Below are 17,402 nucleotides of genomic sequence, written 5' to 3' on the forward strand. Positions count from 1 at the left end.
TTTAGGTCTTCGGATCGGCGATTGCAAAGGGCTTTCGGAATGCGAGGTCGCGACACCGTGCCGCCGTCTTGGCATGAACTGTCGCTCGGGCGATAAGGAGCCATGGACCTCGCGCCCTATGTCACCGCCTTCGTCACGCTGTTCGTGGTCGTCGACCCGATCGGTCTGGCACCGATGTTCGTCGCGCTGACGCGGGGCATGGACCCCGCAAAGCGACGGGCGGTCGGTCTTCGTGCGGTCGCCGTCGCCGCGGGTCTGATGACGCTGTTCGGTCTGGCGGGCGAGCAGATCCTGCATGCGATCGGCATTGGTCTGCCGGCCTTCACGATCGCCGGCGGCATCCTGTTGTTTCTGACCGCACTCGACATGCTGTTCGAGCGGCGAACCGAACGGCGCGAGGGTCAGTCGACCCCGCCGTTGCACGACGATCCGTCCGTCTTCCCGATGGCAATGCCGCTGCTGGCGGGACCGGGCTCGCTCGCGACAATGATCCTGCTGATGGGACAGGGATCGGGCGCCGGTCACGTTGCCGCGATCCTTGTCGTGATGCTGCTCGTTCTGTCGGTCGCGCTGGTCATGTTTCAGCTTTCGGGACTTCTGGCGCGTGCCTTGGGACGAACCGGCATCATCGTGGTCACTCGGCTTCTCGGCATGCTTCTTGCCGCGCTGTCGGTCCAGTTCGTCATCAATGGTCTAACCGATGCCGGGATCGTCGGGTGAACGGGATGTTCGGCGACGACTGGATGCGGCTGATCTACCTGACGCTGCTGATGGTGTCCATTGCCGGCGGATTGCTCGCCGAATTCGCCGGACGCCGCAACCAGGCCCTGCGGCAGATGGCGGCTTGGGCGATGATCTTTGGTGTCGTGATCGCCGCCGCCTTGTGGTGGGAGGGGCGGCAGGGCGCCCGCCAAACCGTGTTCGATGGCAGGCGGATCGAGGTTCCCATGTCCGGCGACGGGCACTTTTACCTGACGGCGCAGTTGAACGGCGTCGACGTGCCCTTCGTCGTGGATACCGGCGCGACAGAGGTGGCTTTGTCGCAGGACGACGCGCAGCGCATCGGGCTGGACCCTGCGAGGCTGGCCTATATGGGACGCGCCAATACCGCCAACGGGCAGATCCGCACCGCGCCCGTCACGATCGGGGAGTTCCGCATCGGGGACATCGTGGATCGGAACGTGGGTGCGAGTGTGTCTGAAAGCGACATGGGCATCTCGCTTCTGGGGATGAGCTATCTGCGCCGCTTCGCCCGTGTGGGCTTCGAGGGCGATCTGCTGATTCTAGAGCGCTAGCGCTCTTCCTCGATCGCGTAGTCGCGATAAAGCTTGGCGTTGGCCAGCAGAAACACGAACAGGATCAGCGTCAGACCGAACGTCTTGAAATAGACCCAGGTGCTTTCCGACATGGTGCGCCAGACGATCTCGTTCAGGACAGCCATGGCCAGAAACAGCAGGGTCATGCGGATGGTCAGGATGCGCCAGCCCTCGGCCCGCATCGGCAGCGCCTCACCCAGAACCAGCTGCAGCCAGTTGCGGTCGGCGATCAGCGCAAAGCCCAGGATGCCCGCGAACAGCAGATAGATCAGCGTCGGCTTCATCTTGAAGAAGCGCGGATCGTTCAGCCAGATCGACAGCCCCCCGAAGACCAGCACCAGCACTAGGGTCGCGATCTGCATCGCCGAGACCTTGCCCGTCAGCGCCCAGAGGCCGAGCGTTGAGACGACCAGCGCGGGAATGAAGACCAGCGTGGCGAAGATGAAGCCGGAATAGTCCTGACCCCACAGCGTCACCGTTTCATTGCGATACAGCAGGTAGACGACGAAGAAGATCAGCAACGGGCCGAAATCCAGCACCGGCTTCAACCAGGGATAGCGTTCGTTCATCGGCTTTGCTTGAGCCCCCTTCAGGACGCGAATTCCACGATCACGGCCCCTGCGGCGATTGCCGCCATCAAAAGCGTTCGGACCGGCCCCACCTTTTCGCCCAGGATCAGCCAGCCCACAAGGGCAGCGAACACGGTCGATGTCTCGCGCAGGACCGCCGCGCGGCCCACGTCGTCGATGCGCGTCGCCAGCATGATCGAACCGAAGCTGGCATAGGCGACGACCGCACCCAGGGCGCCACGTGCCATCAACGGCCGGGCTTCGGCCCCGGACAGCGATAGAAGACGCCGATGAAGGATGATCGGCATGAAGAGCGAATCGAGCAGGAAAAACCAGATCAGGAAGCTGAACGGGTCGGGTGAAAGCCGGATGCCCCACGCATCATAGGTGGTATAGGCCGCCACGATCATGCCGGTCATGACCGCCCACATCAGTGCTGGCCGCAGCGTGTCGCGCCCGATGGTCAGGCGCTGCCAGTTGAAGGCGGCAAGCCCAAGGATGCCGGACACAAGCGTCAGCACGCCAAGCCATTGGACCGCATTGAAATGTTCGTGAAAGACCAGACCTGCGGCGATGACGGTGAACAGTGGTCCCGTCCCGCGCACCACCGGATAGACGACGGTATAGGCGCCGCGCTGATAGGTCGCAGCCTGCGACAGCTTGTAGGCGATATGAATCAGCATCGCACCCCCGAAGACCGGCCACATGAACGGTTCGGGGAACGGCACGACAAAGATCGCCAAGGGCAGCGCGATCAGTCCGTAGCACAGATCGATCGCGGCGCGGCTGATCCAGGGGTCGTGCCGGCCCTTCTGCAGCGCGCCGAAGACCGCGTGCAAGATCGCCGCGGTCAGGGCCAGCATCGTCGCGACACGCGCGCCTTCGGGCGTGCCGGTGATGCTGTCGATCCATTGCGTCATGGCGCCTCATGCCGCGCCCGTCCGGCGGCGGCAAGGGGCCTTGGGCCGCACCGGGGCCGCCCGTCGGCGAGATCAGTCCAGGCGGATCGCGGTCAGGATCGGCCCTGCCAGGGCGCCTCGTGCGTCCATGCGCTGGACCAGGATGGCGTGGCGGGTATCTTCAGGAAATCCGCCCGACGCGGCGGCTGACATGCCGTCCGAGACGGTCATGCGAAGCGGCGCGTTGCCCGTCCATTCGGCCAGTTTTTCGACCGAGACGACGATGTTGCGATAGGTGATCGAGCGGCCCCGATTTTCGCCTGCGCCGATCTCGACGGTGCGGCGCGGCAGGTAGCGCACCATCAACACGCCGACGCGCCCGCCCAGGTCGGATTGCGGCTGCAATTCGAAGCGGCGCCTGTCGCCATCGGGATGTTGCGCGATGCTGATCAGGGCGGGCCCGATCCGATCGGTGTCGATTAGCGAGGTCAGTTCCACCGGACCCAGCGATGGCCCGGTCTCGTCACCACCCACGATGATCTGCGGGGTGTAGATCGCGCGTTCCCCGGCGACGCGGGCATAGCTTTTCTGCCGCTGGGTAAAGGCCGGCTCGGCGAAGTCATCGGCCCAGCCCAGATAGTCCCAGTAATCGACATGGTAAGACAAAGCCAGGACACCCGGCCGGTCCGCAAGTTCCGACAGCATCATGTCGGCGGGCGGACAGGAAGAGCATCCCTGCGAGGTGAACAATTCGACCACGACGGGCGCGATGGCCTGCGCGGGAATCGCAGACCGTGGCAGCCCGCCGCTTTCGGCCAGAAAGTTGACCCCACCCGCCGCGTTGGGAGCCGCGATGACAGGGGCGCCGCTTCCGGCACTTGCAGGCGCATAAGGGTTTGCCCCGCTTGCCGAAGCCGCAGCGCCCACCGCGCCATACGGATTCTCCGAACCTGGGGCCGAGTTCTCGATCTTCGATGCAGCACCCGCTGTTGCGCTCATGCTGGCGGGTGCATCGCCGGTATCGATTTCTATTTGCGGACCCGGATCCAGGGCCGTCTGCGCGAAGGGTACGGTGGTCATTGTCAGGGTCATGGCCGCAGCAACGGCCAGCAGGCTTGCGACAGACCGGCCCGGCAGGCGCAGACAAGTAAACAGAGGCAGCATCGACACGTCATCGGTAGCGAAGGATCGATCATCAATGCCTCGGACCGCGAGATTCGACAAATCAATGCTTTGTAATTTGCCGTGTGGCACCGCGATGTGATCCTTGCGCCACGCCCCGATCGGATGTATGCAATCGCATACAAACGCGGAGCCCCGGCCTCTCCTTGCGAAAAGCTGGTGCTTCAGGCAATCAGAAACCCGATCTTTCGCCGCACCCATCCATCGCAGACAGGGAGGCAACCATGCCCATCGTCACCGGAACAGACACCGCCAAGACCCGCCGCACGCTCACCGAAGGTGGTCAGAGCGTCGACTATTACTCGATCGAAGCCGCGACCGAAGCGGGCCTTGGCGATTTCTCGCAATTGCCCGCCGCGCTGAAGGTCGTGCTGGAAAACATGCTGCGCTTCGAAGACGGCGGCAAGACAGTCAGCACCGACGACATCAAGGCTTTCGCCGAATGGGCCGCGCAGGGCGGCAAGAACCCGCGTGAGATCGCCTACCGTCCTGCGCGCGTGCTGATGCAGGACTTTACCGGCGTCCCGGCGGTCGTGGACCTGGCCGCGATGCGCGACGGGATCAAGGCGCTTGGCGGCGATGCGCAGAAGATCAACCCGCTGAACCCGGTCGATCTGGTCATCGACCACTCGGTCATGATTGACGAATTCGGCACTCCGCGCGCCTTCCAGTTCAACGTGGAACGCGAATACGAGCGCAATCTGGAACGCTACACCTTCCTGAAATGGGGTCAAAAGGCGTTCAACAACTTCCGCGTGGTTCCGCCCGGCACCGGCATCTGCCACCAGGTGAACCTCGAATACCTGTCGCAGACCGTCTGGACGGATGAGGATCAGGACGGCAAGACCGTCGCCTATCCCGACACGCTGGTCGGCACCGACAGCCACACGACGATGGTCAACGGCCTTGCGGTTCTCGGTTGGGGCGTCGGCGGTATCGAGGCCGAGGCCGCCATGCTGGGCCAGCCGATCTCGATGCTGATCCCCGAGGTCGTGGGCTTCAAGATCACCGGCGCGCTGCGTGAAGGCGTGACCGCGACCGACCTGGTCCTGAAGGTCGTGCAGATGCTGCGCGAACATGGCGTGGTGAACAAGTTCGTCGAATTCTACGGCGACGGGCTGGACAACATGCCCCTGCCCGACCGCGCGACGATCGCCAACATGGCGCCCGAATACGGCGCAACCTGCGGCTTCTTCCCGATCGACGACGAAACGCTGCGCTACATGCAGCAGACCGGCCGCGACGAAGATCGCATCGCGCTGGTCAAGGCCTATGCGCAGGCAAACGGAATGTGGCGTGGCAAGGGCTACGCGCCCGTCTATTCCTCGACGCTGGAGCTGGATCAGGGTTCGGTTGTTCCCGCGATCTCCGGCCCCAAGCGTCCACAGGATCACACGCCGCTCGACGAATCCGCCAAGTCGTTCTGGGATCTGGTCATGGGCCAACGCGTTCCCGACGAATCGAAGCGGGCCGAGATCCGCTGGGAAGCCGAGGGCGGCGAGCGTGAGCCGGGATACGTTCCTGGCGGCCGCCATCAGGGCTTCTCGACCGCGCCTGTAGAAGGCGAGGATTATGAGCTTCATGACGGCTCGATCGTGATCGCCTCGATCACGTCCTGCACCAACACGTCGAACCCCTACGTCCTGATGGCCGCCGGTCTTGTCGCGCGCAAGGCCCGCGCGCTTGGCCTGAACCGGAAGCCTTGGGTCAAGACGTCGCTCGCGCCCGGCTCTCAGGTGGTCGAGGAATATTTGAAGGCCGCGAACCTGCAGGAGGATCTTGATGCGCTCGGGTTCAACCTGGTGGGCTTTGGCTGCACGACCTGCATCGGCAACTCGGGCCCGCTGCAGCCCGAGATCTCCAAGGCGATCAACGACAACGATCTGATCGCCGTGTCGGTCCTGTCGGGCAACCGCAACTTCGAGGGGCGGATTTCGCCGGACGTGCGTGCGAACTATCTCGCCTCGCCGCCACTGGTCGTGGCCTACGCGATCGCTGGCGACATGAATGTCGATCTGACCCGCGACCCGCTGGGGCAGGACAAGGACGGCAATGACGTGTTCCTGAAGGACATCTGGCCGTCGTCCAAGGAAGTGGCCGATCTGGTCCACCAGATCGTCACGCGCGAGATGTTCATCGAAAAATACGGTGACGTCTTCAAAGGTGACGAGCGCTGGCGCGAGGTGGAGGTCACCGACAGCGAGACGTATGATTGGCCAGCGAGTTCGACCTACATCCAGAACCCGCCCTACTTCCAGGGCATGTCGACGGAGAAGGGGAAGATCGAGAACATCGAGGGTGCCCGTATCCTGGCAATGCTGGGCGACATGATCACCACCGACCACATCTCGCCTGCTGGTTCGTTCAAGGAAAACAGCCCCGCCGGGAAGTACCTGACCGAGCGTCAGGTGCCGCCGCGCGAATTCAACAGCTACGGTTCGCGCCGGGGCAATCACGAAGTGATGATGCGCGGCACGTTCGCAAACATCCGCATCAAGAACGAGATGCTGGACGGGGTCGAAGGCGGCTTCAGCAAGGGGCCGGACGGCCAGCAAGAGCCGATCTACGATGCCGCGATGGCCTATGTCGATCAGGGCACCCCGCTGGTCGTGATCGGCGGTGAGCAGTACGGTGCAGGCTCGTCGCGGGACTGGGCCGCGAAGGGCACGAACCTTCTGGGGATCAAGGCGGTTATCGCCGAGAGCTTCGAGCGTATCCACCGTTCGAACCTGGTCGGGATGGGTGTGATCCCGTTCGAGTTTACCGGCGGTGACAACCGCAAGTCGCTGGGTCTGAAAGGCGACGAAGTGATCTCGATCCACGGCCTCGCCGAGGGCTTCAAGCCCCTGGCCGATGTGCCGGCGACGATCAAGTACGCCGACGGGACCGAGAAGGAGATCACGCTGAAAGCGCGTGTCGATACGGCGGTCGAAATCGAATATCTCGAGAACGGTGGCGTCCTGCACTACGTGCTGCGCAACCTCGCTGCAGCCTGATCGCAGCATCACTCTTCGAATGAAAAGGCCCCCGGGACACGGGGGCCTTTTTCGTTGCGGGTTGAGCCGTGATCAGAAGATGAAGTCGCTTGCGTCGAGAGAGGGGATGCCAACGACGCGAATCTCGAAATCGGATACGGCGTCGCCATCGACATCCGCTCGCACGATCGAGGTGCGGCCGTCCGTGGTGTACCAGAGCGAGTTTGCCGTGCGGGTCTCGCCGGTGAACACGAAAGACTGGTTACCTTCAAGCGAGGTATCCGCGTCGATACGCGCGAGGTGGATCACATCCATGCCCTGTTCGAAATGGTGGATCACGTCGCGGTCTGCACCGGGGGCGCTGTCGCTCAGATCGTTGAAGATGAAATAATCGCGTTCGCCGTCGGCGACACCGCCATTGAGGGTGTCCCGCCCGGCGCCACCGATCAGTCGGTCACTGCCGGCACCTCCGCGCAGGTAATCGTTGCCCGCCCAACCGACCAGCACGTTGTCTCCCGCATTTCCATTCAGCCGGTTGTCGCCTGCGTTGCCCCAGCCGTTGACCGAAGCGCTCCCAGTCAGCGAAAGCACCTCGACATTGGCAGCCAGCACATGGGTGTGAGCGCTCAGGACCGTGTCCATACCCTCTCCCGGCCGTTCGATCACACGATCGCCGGGCAAAACGATGTAGCGATCGTTTCCGGCGCCTCCGATCAGGACGTCCCGGCCGCCGCGACCGTTCAGGATATCGTTGCCCGCACCGGCGTTCAGCACGTTGGACAGATGATTGCCGCTAAGCCGATCGTTGCCCGAACCGCTGGTCACGTTCTCGATGCGGATCAGAGTGTCGATGCCATGGCCGGTTGCCTGCGGCCCGACCTTGGCAAGATCGACCGTCACGTTCCTGCTGCCGCTGAACAGCGCCGTGTCGATGCCGCCACCGCCATCCAACCGGTCGTTCCCCATCCCGCCGAAAAGGACGTTCGCGGCATCATTGCCCACGATGCTGTTGTTGAGCATGTTGCCTAAGCCGTTGCTCGGCGCGGCACCGGTCAGAACCAGATGCTCGACCCACGGTCCCAACGAGAAACTGCCGGAGCTTCGGACCAGATCCACGCCCTGGCCGGCGGCCTCGACAACGCGATCGCCGGGTGTGACGATGTAGATGTCGTTGCCGGGTCCACCGATCAGCACATCGCGCCCCGCACCGCCATCCAGGGTGTCATTGCCCGCCAGTCCGTGCAGCGGATCGTTGCCCGCGGCGCCTTGCAGAATGTTGTGGGTGCCGTTGCCGATCAGGACATCTGCGCCACGACCGCCAACAGCATGTTCGATCACCGTGTCAGGGGCGATCTGCATGTTGCCGCGCCCACCCATCACGTCCGAAATCGCGCCCGGCCGCAGGTCGATCCGCTGCGCCTCGCTCCGCGTCACGAAGCTGATACGGTCCTGACCATGTGTGTCAGCAATCAGGAACAGCGCCCCAGCCCCGATCTGAATTGCCTTGTCCAATGTGCCGCCGGCAGTCGAACCGACGCCATAAGTGGTGTTGCCGACATGGATAGGGGTCGGGCCGTACATGTCGCGCAAGGCGACATAATCGGCGATCATCGGGGTCAGGTGGTAGGCTTTTGTCGCCTTCAGCCACGTGTTCTCGTTCTGATCGAAATACGACATCATGCTCATCTGCCAGCTGTCGTTCGCGATCCGGGACTGATGGAATTCCTTGATGTCGCCATAATCCTGCGGATGACCCAATCCCAGGGCGTGAGCGGTCTCGTGCATGTAAGTGCGGAAGGCGAAGCTGCCGGGGCCGTCACTCGGATCGACACGCGAACTTCCGATGTTGATGTCGGCCGATTTGATCGTGTCGCCCTTGGCGAGGGTCTTGCAGTTGGCGCAGTCGCAACTGTTGCCGTAACTGATATCGGCGCTTCCGTTGGTCTCGCGGAAGGTCAGACCGGTGAAGGTCGACAGTTCGCCCAGGGCCGCACGCGCCAGAGCCTTTTCGGTGACATTGAGCGCGGTGATGTTAACCGTGACTACACCGTCGGAACCCTCTTTCATCGTCCGGGTGCGTCCGTCCGAATAGCTGGTCGACTTCAGGATATTCGCGAAACCCTGCACGCTATGAGTGATCATGGTCCCTCCGATGCTGCCGGAGGTCAGTCACCACTCCCGCACGATTCACGCAACGGGCGTGTTAAGAAACCTTTAATCACCTGTTAATTGTATCAACGGATGTGAGGAAAGACAGGCGCAACCAGCGCGTGATCGATCAATTGTGATATAATCGAAACAGCGCCCGCTTATTCGGCAGCGCGCGCCCGCTGCAGCTCGGGCAGGAAGCGGTTCTCGTAATCCTCGCGCACAAGGGGTCCCGCAAAGCGGAACAGAACCTTGCCGTCGCCATCGATGATGAAGGTCTCTGGCGGCGCGGTGACGCCCCAATCGATCGCGGTGCGCCCATTTGGATCGGTGGCGAGCGCATGGAATGGATCGCCATGTTCGTCAAGGAAGCGGGCGGCCGCCGGTTCGGGGTCCTTCAGATCGATCCCATAGACCGGCAGCTCAGCCGAGAGCGCGGTCAGCGTCGGATGTTCGGCCCGGCACGGGGGGCACCAGCTGGCCCAGAAGTTGACCAGCTTTACGCCGGGTTCCCGCAGCATCTCGTCCGTCAGCGCGGTCTTTCCGGGCAGGGTCGTCGCCGGGACGGTGGGCGCATCGCGCCCGACCATGGCCGAGGGCAATTGATCGGGATCGTCGCGATCCATGCCCCACAGGAACAAGGCGGCAAGACCCGCGAAGATCACAGGCGGAAGCACCACCAGAGGCGAGATTCTAGCCATCACGCTGCTCCTGCCGGTCAAGGTCGCGTCGCGCGCGCGCATTGGCGGCGAGCGACTGCAGGATCAGGCCGGCGATCAGGACCGCCGACACCGCGTAGGCCGCAAGCACGGGGATGGCGTATTTGCCGAGTTCGATCATGCCCGCACCTCGCGCGCGATAAGGGCCGCAAGGCGACGGCGGCGGATCTCGGTCCGGGTGCGAACCAGCACCAACGCCAGAAACAGCAGCCCGAACCCCAGCATTGAGAGGTAAAGCGGATAGCGATAGACCGCGCTCATCCGCTCTCCGGGCGCCAAGGACAGCGACGCGCCCTGATGCAGGCCCTGGTTCCAGAACAGGACGGCATAGCGGCTGAGAAAGGCGAAGATTGAGCCCACGATGCACAGCCAGCCGGTCAGATCGGCCGCAGTGTCGGCATCGTCGATGGCGGACCATAGCGCGATGTAACCCAAGTAGAAAAGAAACAGGATCAACACGCTGGTCAGTCGCGGGTCCCATTCCCACCAGGTCCCCCACATCGGCTGACCCCAGATCGCCCCGGTGATCAGCGCGATCAGCGTCATCACGGCACCGACGGGCGCTGCGGCCTTGGCGGCCAGCGCGCTGACATGGTGACGGCGGATCAGCCAGATCAGCGAGGCCACCAGCATCATCGCCCAAATGTTGATCGCCATCATCGCTGCGGGCACATGCAGGAAAATGATCTTGACCGTAGCGCCCTGCTTGTAGTCGGGCGGCGTCAGGAAACCCCAGACCAGACCGGAGGCAATGCAGATCGCCGCGCCGATCGCGACCCACGGCAGCACGCGGCCGGACAGACGCATGAACTTGACGGGGTTCGCATATTCCCAGATCGACATGTGAATCTCCTATCCCGCGGCCCTGAGACGCTCAAGCCCGATCACCGGAGATTGACGCGCAGCACGGCGGCACCAGCGAAGGGAACCAACGCGCAGGACAGCAGGGTGATCGCACCCAGGAAGGCCAGCGGCGTAAGCGGAGCCGCGTCGACCATCCCGCGCCGGACGACCTCGGCGCCGAACAGCAACGTCGGAATGTAAAGCGGCAGGACCAGCAGCGATAGCAGCAGCCCGCCCCGACGCAGGCCCACCGTCAGGGCAGCCCCGAAGGCGCCCAATAACGACAGCGCGGGCGTTCCGATCAGCAGCGCGGCGACCAGCCAGGGCATCGCGATCGCCGGAAGATGCAGCAGCAGACCAAAGATCGGTGCGGCAACGACCAACGGCAGGCCCGTCGTGATCCAGTGGGCGGCGGCCTTGATGACCACGACCCCTTCCAGCGGGATCGGCGCGGTTGCGAGAAGATCGAGGCTGCCATCTTCGTGATCCAGCGCGAAGATGCGGTCCAGCGACAGCAGGCAGGCCAGCAGCGCGCCGACCCAGAGGATGCCCGGCGCGATCAGGGCCAAGGTTGCGCCGGATGGCCCCACGCCGAATGGCACCAACGTGCAGAGGATCAGGAAGAAACCAAGACCCAAGCCAAAGCCTCCGCCGGCACGCGTCGCCAGCCGAATGTCACGGGCGAACAGGGCGATCACGCGAACGCCTCGTTGAAACCGGCGGGGCGCGCGGCTCGGCCCGGCTGTGCGCGCAAATCGGACAGGTCGAGCATTCGAGCTTCCGGCAGGCCAAGGTCGATGTGGGTCGCGATGATTGCCGCCCCGCCCTGCGCCAGATGCGCCCGCAATGACGATGCGAAAAGCCCGACCGAGGCCGTGTCCAGCGAAACCGTCGGCTCGTCCAGCGCCCAGACCTTTCGCCCCGTCACCAGCAGACGCGCCAGCCCCAGACGCCGCTTCTGTCCGGCCGAAAGATGCGCCGCCGGTCTTTCGGCGAGGTCGGTCAGGTTCATCGCTGACAGCGACGCATCGATCTTGTCCCGCCCGAAGATTCGCGCCCAGAAGCGCAGGTTCTCGGCCACGCTCAGCGCACCCTTCAATCCGTCGGCATGGGCGGCATAGGCGATGGCGTCGGGCTCGGCCTCGATCGTTCCGGCGACGGGCGGCTGCAGACCGGCAAGCGTGCGCAGAAGCGTCGTCTTGCCGACACCGTTCGGACCTCGCAGGATCAGGGCTTCGCCCTGACTTACCGCGAAGGTGACACCCTCGACCGCCCTGATCCCGCCGCGCGCGACGGCAAGATCTTGGACGGAAAGCAGGCTCATACGGACCCGTGCGCGACGCGGCTCATACCGGCAGCAGCGCGCAGGCAACCCTGCGCCCTTCGGACAAGGTGACGTTGTAGGTCCGCGCGGCGGTGGGCGACGCCATCGCCTCGACCATCAGGCCCGCCTCTTCCAGCGCTGCGACCAGCGCCTTGTCCGGGCGTGCCACTTCGGCCCCGGTGCCGATGAACAGCACGTCGACCGATCCCGCCAGTGCCAGAAGCGGATCGTGGTCCGCGTAGCCGCCCCAGTCGGCGGCGCCGTTCTGCGTCACCAGCACCGCGCCCTGATGCACCTCGCCCGCGACCCGGAAGAAGCCCGGACCGTAGCCATCGACGGGAACCGCACCATCGAAATCGGTGGGCTTCATCGCCATCAGGGGGCGTCGCGGAACTGAGCCGCGACCTCATCGGTCGGTTGCTTGGACCAGTCGCGCTTGACGCCCAGCCACAACACCACGTTCTTGGCGACATAGACCGAGGAATAGGTGCCGATGACGATCCCGAAGGTGATCGCGAAGACGAAGCCACGGATCACGTCGCCACCAAGGACCAGCAGCGCGATCAGCGCGATCAGCGTGGTTCCCGACGTCATCACCGTCCGAGACAGAGTCTCGTTCACCGACAGGTTCATCACCTCGCGCAGCGGCATCTTCTTGTACTTCATCAGGTTTTCACGAAGCCGGTCGAAGACAACGACGGTGTCGTTGATCGAATAGCCGAGGATGGTCAGCAGTGCCGCGATCGTGGTCAGGTCGAACTTGATCTGGAACAGGGCGAAGACGCCCATCGTGATCAGGACATCGTGGACCAGCGACACCAGGGCGCCCATCGCGAACTGCCACTCGAAGCGCAGCCAGATGTAGAACGAGATCGCGGCCAGCGAGGCGGCGACGGCGTAGACCGCCGTCATCACCAACTCACCAGACACCTTGGGTCCCACCGATTCGACCGATGGGAAGGTGATCGACGGATCGACCTCCTGCAGCGCCGCCTCGACCGCGTTCACGGTTTCAGGCGTCACGGCCTCGGCGCCGTCCTGGGCCGAGATGCGGACCTGCGCCACGTTCTGTTCTGGTCCGAAGGTCGGATCGAACACCTCGGTGATCGCGACATCGCCCAAATTCAGCGGTTGCAGCGCCTCGCGATAGGCGCCGACATCCACGCTCTGCGTCGACTCGGTGCGGATCGTGGTGCCGCCGCGGAAGTCGATGCCGAAGTTCAGACCGTTCAGGAACAGCACGACGATCGAAGCCAGCGCCAGGAAGGTGGACAGGCCGAAGGTCAGGAACTGCCAGCGGAAGAAGTCGATATTGGTCTTTTCGGGGACCAGCTTCAGGCGGAACGCCATGTCAAACCTCGATCGTCTTGGGGCGGCGGCGCTCGAACCACGTGATCATCAGAAGACGCGTCACCCAGATCGCGGTGAAGACCGAGGTGATGATCCCGATCGACAGCGTGACCGCGAAGCCCTTGACCGGGCCCGAGCCCAGCATGAACAGGATGCCCGCAATGATAAGCGTGGTGATGTTCGCGTCCACGATGGCCGACATCGCGTTCTCGTACCCGCGTTCGATGGCACGGGCCGGGCCGCGCGCGGTTCGCAGTTCCTCTCGGATCCGCTCGAAGACCAGCACGTTGGCATCGACCGCCATGCCGATGGTCAAAACGATCCCGGCGATGCCAGGCAATGTCAGTGTGGCGCCGATCGCCGACAGGACACCGAAGATCAGCCCGAGGTTGATCAGCAGCGCCACCGAGGCGAAGACCCCGAACAATCCGTATGACGCGACCATCAAACCGATCACGGCAAGCAAGCCGACAAGCGAGGCGATCCGGCCAGCATCGATGCTGTCCTGACCGAGTTCGGGACCGATGGTCCGTTCTTCAAGGAAGGTCAGCTCGGCTGGCAAGGCGCCCGCCCTCAGCAGAACCGCAAGCCGGTTCGCGCCGTCGAAATCCATCGAGCCGGAAATCTGCCCCGACCCGGTGGTGATCGCCTGCCGGATCACAGGCGCCGACACCACCTCGTCATCAAGCACGATGGCAAAGGGCTGGCCGACATTGGCCGAGGTGTAGGCGCCGAACTTCCGCGCGCCCGACGGGTTGAAGGTGAAATCGACCGCAGGCTGTCCGTTCTGATCAGTGCCCGGAACCGCGTTCGTCAGCTCCTCGCCGGTCACGACGGGCGTTTCTTCCAGCGTGTAATAGAAATCCGGATTCTCGGTATCGGGCAGGATCACGTTGCCCACGCCGGCACTGGACTGCGGGTCGCTGCCCGTCGCTACGACCGGGTTGAAGGTCAGTTTCGCGGTGGTGCCGATCAGCGCCTTCAGTTCACCCGCAGAACCGATCCCGGGCACCTGGATCAGGATCCGGTCGGAGCCCTGACGCAGGATCGTCGGCTCACGCGTGCCCACCTCGTCCACGCGGCGGCGCACGATTTCAAGAGATTGCTGGACGGTGCGATCATCGGTCGCGCGCTTCTCGGCATCAGACAGTTGAACCGTCAGGGTCCGACCCTCGGCGGAGACCTCGATGTCGCTCGACCCCGCCCCGGTCAGCGAGGCGACAGGTGTCGCCAGTTCGCGAACCGCCGAGACCGCGGCGGCGATCTGGTCAGGCTGCTCGATTTCGATGCGCAGCACACCTTCGGGCGCCTCGACACGACGGATGCTGCCGATGGTCGCGCGCTGGTCGGCAAGCCTCTGGCGGATCTCCGGCCACATCGCATCCATGCGCGACTTGTAGACCTCGGTCGTGTTGACCTCGGCCAGCAGATGCGCGCCGCCGCGCAGGTCCAGACCCAGATTGACCAGATCCGAAGGCAGCCAGCCCGGCCAGCCGGCTTCCGCGGCCTGCTGTTCTGGCGTCGCGGACCCGCCAGCGGCTTCGATCGCGGCGACCGCGTCGTTATGGGCCTCGACCCGTTTGTAGAACAGGTTCGGCATGGCCCAGGCCAGCCCCAGAACGCAGAGCCCGATGATCAGGATGCGTTTCCAGCGATCGATATGCAGCATGGATGCGCGCCTTGTCAGCTGTTGGCGGCGACGGGCGCGGTCTTCGACAGAACCTGCGACAGCGTCGAGCGGACGACGCGGACGCGGACGCCCTGCGCGATCTCGACTTCCAGTTCGTCGTCGCGGACCGAGACCACCTTGCCGAAGATCCCGCCCTGCGTGATGACGTTGTCACCTTTCTTCACCGCGGCGACCATCGCGCGATGTTCCTTGAGCCGCTTCTGCTGCGGACGGATCATCAAGAAATACATGATCGCGAAGATCAGGATCAGCGGGATGAACTGGGCGAACGCTCCGGCGGCGCCTGCGCCTCCGGCGGCCTGGGCATAGGCGGGTGTCACGAACATCGGCGGTCCTTTTCTGGCAAAGCGGCGGGGACCGCCCGGCCGGGCGATCCGCAATTCGCGCAGAACCTAATCGTAAGGGCCAGCATTGGCAAGAAAGCGGGACCCTGCGTCAGGCGGCGGCATGGACAGGATCACGGCGTTGTGGCACCTGACGAGCCTGACCGGAACACACGAGGCGCGCGATGGACGATCCCGACCACCCGGCACAGACCGAGGCGCAAGACCAGATTGCCCGTCTGATCGGCATCATGGCAGCCCTGCGTGATCCCGAAACCGGCTGCCCCTGGGACATCGAACAGGATTTCGCCTCGATCGCGCCCTACACGATCGAGGAAGCGCACGAGGTCGTCGACGCGATCGACCGCAAGGCCTGGGACGAGTTGCCGGGTGAGTTGGGCGATCTGTTGTTGCAGGTCGTGTTCCACGCGCAGATGGCGGACGAGGCGGGCATGTTCGATTTCGCCACGGTCGCCCGCGCGATCGCTGACAAGCTGGTCGATCGTCATCCGCATGTCTTCGGTACCGAGTCGCGCGACAAGTCCGCCGAACAGCAGGTGAAGGATTGGGAGGCGATCAAAGCGCAGGAACGTGCAGCGAAAGCCGAAAAAGGGGTGCTGGACGGCGTGGCTCTTGGTCTGCCGGCGCTGACCCGCGCGATCAAGCTGCAGAACCGTGCTGCGCGCGTCGGATTCGACTGGCCCGGTCCCGAAGACGTGATCGCCAAGATCGCCGAGGAAAGCGCGGAATTGGTCGAGGCGCGCGACACGCTTGGCCCCGACGCGCTGGAAGAAGAATTCGGCGACCTGATGTTCGTGATGGCGAACCTTGCCCGCCACCTGAAGATCGATCCGGAACAGGCCCTGCGTGCGGCCAACGCCAAGTTCACCCGCCGCTTCCGCGCGATCGAGGCGTCGCTGGCCAAGGACGGCCGCCGTCCCGAGGACAGCGATCTGGCAGAGATGGATGCATTGTGGGACGCGGCGAAAGCCGCCGAGCGTGCAGGCTAGCTGACGATTGCAGGTTCCGACACGGCCGCCAGCGCACGGTCGTAATCCGCGAGGGTGCCAGACGATCCCGCCTGCGACAGGATCTGCTTCCAGCCCCGCGCGCCGGGGCGCCCGTGAAACAGGCCCAGCATGTGCCGCGTGATCTGATGCATCCGCCCACCGATCGCGAGATGCGCGGCGACCCTGTCGCGCATCGCCTCGGCCACCGCATGGGGGCTCTTGAACCGCGCGACTTCGCCCCAAAGCGAATCCGCATCGCCCAGAATGTCCCAGGGGCGATGGTACGCCGCCCGCCCCAGCATCACCCCGTCCATCACCTGCAGATGGTCGCGCGCTTGATCGAGGGTTTCGATCCCGCCGTTCACGGACAGATGCAGGCCGGGAAATTCCGCCTTCATCGCGTGGACCAGCGGATAGTCCAGCGGCGGCACCTCGCGGTTCTCACGCGGTGACAGACCCTGCAGCCATGCCTTGCGGGCGTGGATGGCAATGCGGCGGACACCGGCATCGCGCATCGTGGCGATGAAGCTCGGCAGCACCTCGGCCGGGGCCTGATCGTCGACGCCGATGCGACACTTGACCGTCACCTGAACATCACTTTCCGCGATCATGCTCGCCACGCAATCGGCGACCAGTTCCGGCGTCTTCATCAGCACTGCGCCGAAGCATCCGGATTGAACCCGATCACTGGGACAACCGACATTCAGGTTGATTTCGTCATAGCCCCAATCCCGCGCGATGCGGACGGCCGCGCGCAACTCGGCCGGGTCGGACCCGCCCAGTTGCAGCGCCACCGGATGTTCGGCGGCGTCGTAATCCAGAAGCCGCGCCCGATCGCCGTGAATGATCGCGGGCGCCGTCACCATTTCGGTATAAAGCAGCACGCGACGGGACATGAGACGGTGAAAACCGCGGCAATGCCGGTCCGTCCAGTCCATCATCGGGGCGACCGACAGCCGCGCGGCGTCCTGCGCCGTGCTGGTCTCCGAGGGGATATCGGCCTGTTTCATCGCCTGCGCGTCCGATCCTGCGATCTGAAAGCGCGACGCTCTAC

The 17,402-nt window shown here is 64.1% G+C and carries 18 protein-coding genes; 4 read left to right on the forward strand and 14 right to left on the reverse strand.

The window, feature by feature from the left end; genetic code table 11:
• Positions 1 to 102 precede the first annotated feature (102 nt).
• Positions 103 to 720 carry a MarC family protein gene (locus MLD63_RS00285; protein ID WP_255327839.1) on the forward strand — a complete coding sequence of 206 codons (618 nt, stop codon included), beginning with the start codon at positions 103 to 105 and terminating at the stop codon, positions 718 to 720.
• A gap of 5 nt (positions 721 to 725) precedes the next feature.
• Positions 726 to 1,295: a retropepsin-like aspartic protease family protein gene (locus tag MLD63_RS00290; protein ID WP_255328463.1), complete on the forward strand. Its 570-nt coding sequence runs from the start codon at positions 726 to 728 to the stop codon at positions 1,293 to 1,295.
• Here MLD63_RS00290 and MLD63_RS00295 read toward each other — a convergent pair.
• From MLD63_RS00295 to MLD63_RS00305, 3 genes are all read right to left on the reverse strand, one after another.
• Positions 1,292 to 1,885, reverse strand: coding sequence for an inner membrane-spanning protein YciB (locus MLD63_RS00295; protein ID WP_255327840.1), 594 nt, complete (start codon positions 1,883 to 1,885; stop codon positions 1,292 to 1,294). The two genes, MLD63_RS00290 and MLD63_RS00295, sit on opposite strands and share 4 nt — an antisense overlap.
• 20 nt (positions 1,886 to 1,905) lie before the next feature.
• Positions 1,906 to 2,805, reverse strand: coding sequence for an EamA family transporter (locus MLD63_RS00300; protein WP_255327841.1), 900 nt, complete (start codon positions 2,803 to 2,805; stop codon positions 1,906 to 1,908).
• Between the two features lie 72 nt (positions 2,806 to 2,877).
• Positions 2,878 to 3,948, reverse strand: coding sequence for a DUF1223 domain-containing protein (locus MLD63_RS00305; RefSeq protein WP_255327842.1), 1,071 nt, complete (start codon positions 3,946 to 3,948; stop codon positions 2,878 to 2,880).
• A gap of 242 nt (positions 3,949 to 4,190) precedes the next feature.
• On the opposite strand from MLD63_RS00305, the gene acnA reads away from it, so the two are divergent.
• Positions 4,191 to 6,962: an aconitate hydratase AcnA gene (acnA, locus tag MLD63_RS00310; protein WP_255327843.1), complete on the forward strand. Its 2,772-nt coding sequence runs from the start codon at positions 4,191 to 4,193 to the stop codon at positions 6,960 to 6,962.
• A gap of 72 nt (positions 6,963 to 7,034) precedes the next feature.
• Here the strand turns inward: acnA and MLD63_RS17925 are convergent, their stop codons facing one another.
• The 10 genes from MLD63_RS17925 to yajC form a co-directional block, all read right to left on the reverse strand.
• Positions 7,035 to 9,083: a M10 family metallopeptidase gene (locus tag MLD63_RS17925; protein ID WP_304363983.1), complete on the reverse strand. Its 2,049-nt coding sequence runs from the start codon at positions 9,081 to 9,083 to the stop codon at positions 7,035 to 7,037.
• 167 nt (positions 9,084 to 9,250) lie between these two features.
• Positions 9,251 to 9,790 (reverse strand): DsbE family thiol:disulfide interchange protein, encoded by a 540-nt coding sequence (locus MLD63_RS00330; protein WP_255327844.1) that lies wholly within the window; start codon positions 9,788 to 9,790, stop codon positions 9,251 to 9,253.
• Positions 9,783 to 9,929 carry a heme exporter protein CcmD gene (gene ccmD / locus MLD63_RS00335; protein ID WP_255327845.1) on the reverse strand — a complete coding sequence of 49 codons (147 nt, stop codon included), beginning with the start codon at positions 9,927 to 9,929 and terminating at the stop codon, positions 9,783 to 9,785. Before ccmD ends, MLD63_RS00330 begins: the two co-directional genes overlap by 8 nt.
• The gene (gene ccmC / locus MLD63_RS00340) at positions 9,926 to 10,651 is read right to left on the reverse strand and encodes a heme ABC transporter permease CcmC (protein WP_255327846.1); all 726 of its coding nucleotides are present in this window, start codon (positions 10,649 to 10,651) and stop codon (positions 9,926 to 9,928) included. Before ccmC ends, ccmD begins: the two co-directional genes overlap by 4 nt.
• Before the next feature lie 41 nt (positions 10,652 to 10,692).
• Positions 10,693 to 11,349: a heme exporter protein CcmB gene (gene ccmB / locus MLD63_RS00345; protein WP_255327847.1), complete on the reverse strand. Its 657-nt coding sequence runs from the start codon at positions 11,347 to 11,349 to the stop codon at positions 10,693 to 10,695.
• On the reverse strand, positions 11,346 to 11,975 hold the full coding sequence (gene ccmA, locus MLD63_RS00350) for a heme ABC exporter ATP-binding protein CcmA (protein WP_255327848.1): 630 nt from the start codon (positions 11,973 to 11,975) through the stop codon (positions 11,346 to 11,348). Before ccmA ends, ccmB begins: the two co-directional genes overlap by 4 nt.
• 22 nt (positions 11,976 to 11,997) lie before the next feature.
• Positions 11,998 to 12,351 (reverse strand): Mth938-like domain-containing protein, encoded by a 354-nt coding sequence (locus MLD63_RS00355; RefSeq protein WP_439957599.1) that lies wholly within the window; start codon positions 12,349 to 12,351, stop codon positions 11,998 to 12,000.
• Entirely contained in the window at positions 12,351 to 13,325 is a 975-nt protein-coding gene (secF, locus tag MLD63_RS00360; protein WP_255327850.1) for a protein translocase subunit SecF, read from the reverse strand. The genes MLD63_RS00355 and secF overlap by 1 nt, the downstream gene beginning before the upstream one ends.
• A 1-nt stretch (position 13,326) precedes the next feature.
• Positions 13,327 to 14,994 (reverse strand): protein translocase subunit SecD, encoded by a 1,668-nt coding sequence (gene secD / locus MLD63_RS00365; protein ID WP_255327851.1) that lies wholly within the window; start codon positions 14,992 to 14,994, stop codon positions 13,327 to 13,329.
• A 14-nt stretch (positions 14,995 to 15,008) separates the two neighbouring features.
• Complete coding sequence (gene yajC / locus MLD63_RS00370) at positions 15,009 to 15,341, reverse strand: preprotein translocase subunit YajC (RefSeq protein WP_255327852.1); 333 nt, start codon at positions 15,339 to 15,341, stop codon at positions 15,009 to 15,011.
• Positions 15,342 to 15,523: 182 nt separating this feature from the next.
• On the opposite strand from yajC, the gene mazG reads away from it, so the two are divergent.
• Complete coding sequence (gene mazG, locus MLD63_RS00375; RefSeq protein ID WP_255327853.1) at positions 15,524 to 16,348, forward strand: nucleoside triphosphate pyrophosphohydrolase; 825 nt, start codon at positions 15,524 to 15,526, stop codon at positions 16,346 to 16,348.
• Here mazG and dusA read toward each other — a convergent pair.
• The gene (gene dusA / locus MLD63_RS00380) at positions 16,345 to 17,358 is read right to left on the reverse strand and encodes a tRNA dihydrouridine(20/20a) synthase DusA (RefSeq protein WP_255327855.1); all 1,014 of its coding nucleotides are present in this window, start codon (positions 17,356 to 17,358) and stop codon (positions 16,345 to 16,347) included. The genes mazG and dusA overlap by 4 nt on opposite strands.
• Positions 17,359 to 17,402: the final 44 nt, after the last annotated feature.

The sequence above is a fragment of the Paracoccus albicereus genome, assembly GCF_024359525.1.
In the GTDB taxonomy this organism is placed as follows: Bacteria; Pseudomonadota; Alphaproteobacteria; order Rhodobacterales; family Rhodobacteraceae; genus Paracoccus; species Paracoccus albicereus.

Excerpts from the sequence above, each read along its gene's own strand:
- MLD63_RS00285 (WP_255327839.1), top strand. The coding sequence starts at position 103 with ATGGACCTCGCGCCCTATGTCACCGCCTTCGTCACGCTGTTCGTGGTC.
- MLD63_RS00290 (WP_255328463.1), top strand. The coding sequence starts at position 726 with ATGTTCGGCGACGACTGGATGCGGCTGATCTACCTGACGCTGCTGATG.
- MLD63_RS00295 (WP_255327840.1), bottom strand. The coding sequence starts at position 1,885 with ATGAACGAACGCTATCCCTGGTTGAAGCCGGTGCTGGATTTCGGCCCG.
- MLD63_RS00300 (WP_255327841.1), bottom strand. The coding sequence starts at position 2,805 with ATGACGCAATGGATCGACAGCATCACCGGCACGCCCGAAGGCGCGCGT.
- MLD63_RS00305 (WP_255327842.1), bottom strand. The coding sequence starts at position 3,948 with ATGCTGCCTCTGTTTACTTGTCTGCGCCTGCCGGGCCGGTCTGTCGCA.
- acnA (WP_255327843.1), top strand. The coding sequence starts at position 4,191 with ATGCCCATCGTCACCGGAACAGACACCGCCAAGACCCGCCGCACGCTC.
- MLD63_RS17925 (WP_304363983.1), bottom strand. The coding sequence starts at position 9,083 with ATGATCACTCATAGCGTGCAGGGTTTCGCGAATATCCTGAAGTCGACC.
- MLD63_RS00330 (WP_255327844.1), bottom strand. The coding sequence starts at position 9,790 with ATGGCTAGAATCTCGCCTCTGGTGGTGCTTCCGCCTGTGATCTTCGCG.
- ccmD (WP_255327845.1), bottom strand. The coding sequence starts at position 9,929 with ATGATCGAACTCGGCAAATACGCCATCCCCGTGCTTGCGGCCTACGCG.
- ccmC (WP_255327846.1), bottom strand. The coding sequence starts at position 10,651 with ATGTCGATCTGGGAATATGCGAACCCCGTCAAGTTCATGCGTCTGTCC.
- ccmA (WP_255327848.1), bottom strand. The coding sequence starts at position 11,975 with ATGAGCCTGCTTTCCGTCCAAGATCTTGCCGTCGCGCGCGGCGGGATC.
- MLD63_RS00355 (WP_439957599.1), bottom strand. The coding sequence starts at position 12,351 with ATGGCGATGAAGCCCACCGATTTCGATGGTGCGGTTCCCGTCGATGGC.
- secF (WP_255327850.1), bottom strand. The coding sequence starts at position 13,325 with ATGGCGTTCCGCCTGAAGCTGGTCCCCGAAAAGACCAATATCGACTTC.
- secD (WP_255327851.1), bottom strand. The coding sequence starts at position 14,994 with ATGCTGCATATCGATCGCTGGAAACGCATCCTGATCATCGGGCTCTGC.
- yajC (WP_255327852.1), bottom strand. The coding sequence starts at position 15,341 with ATGTTCGTGACACCCGCCTATGCCCAGGCCGCCGGAGGCGCAGGCGCC.
- mazG (WP_255327853.1), top strand. The coding sequence starts at position 15,524 with ATGGACGATCCCGACCACCCGGCACAGACCGAGGCGCAAGACCAGATT.
- dusA (WP_255327855.1), bottom strand. The coding sequence starts at position 17,358 with ATGAAACAGGCCGATATCCCCTCGGAGACCAGCACGGCGCAGGACGCC.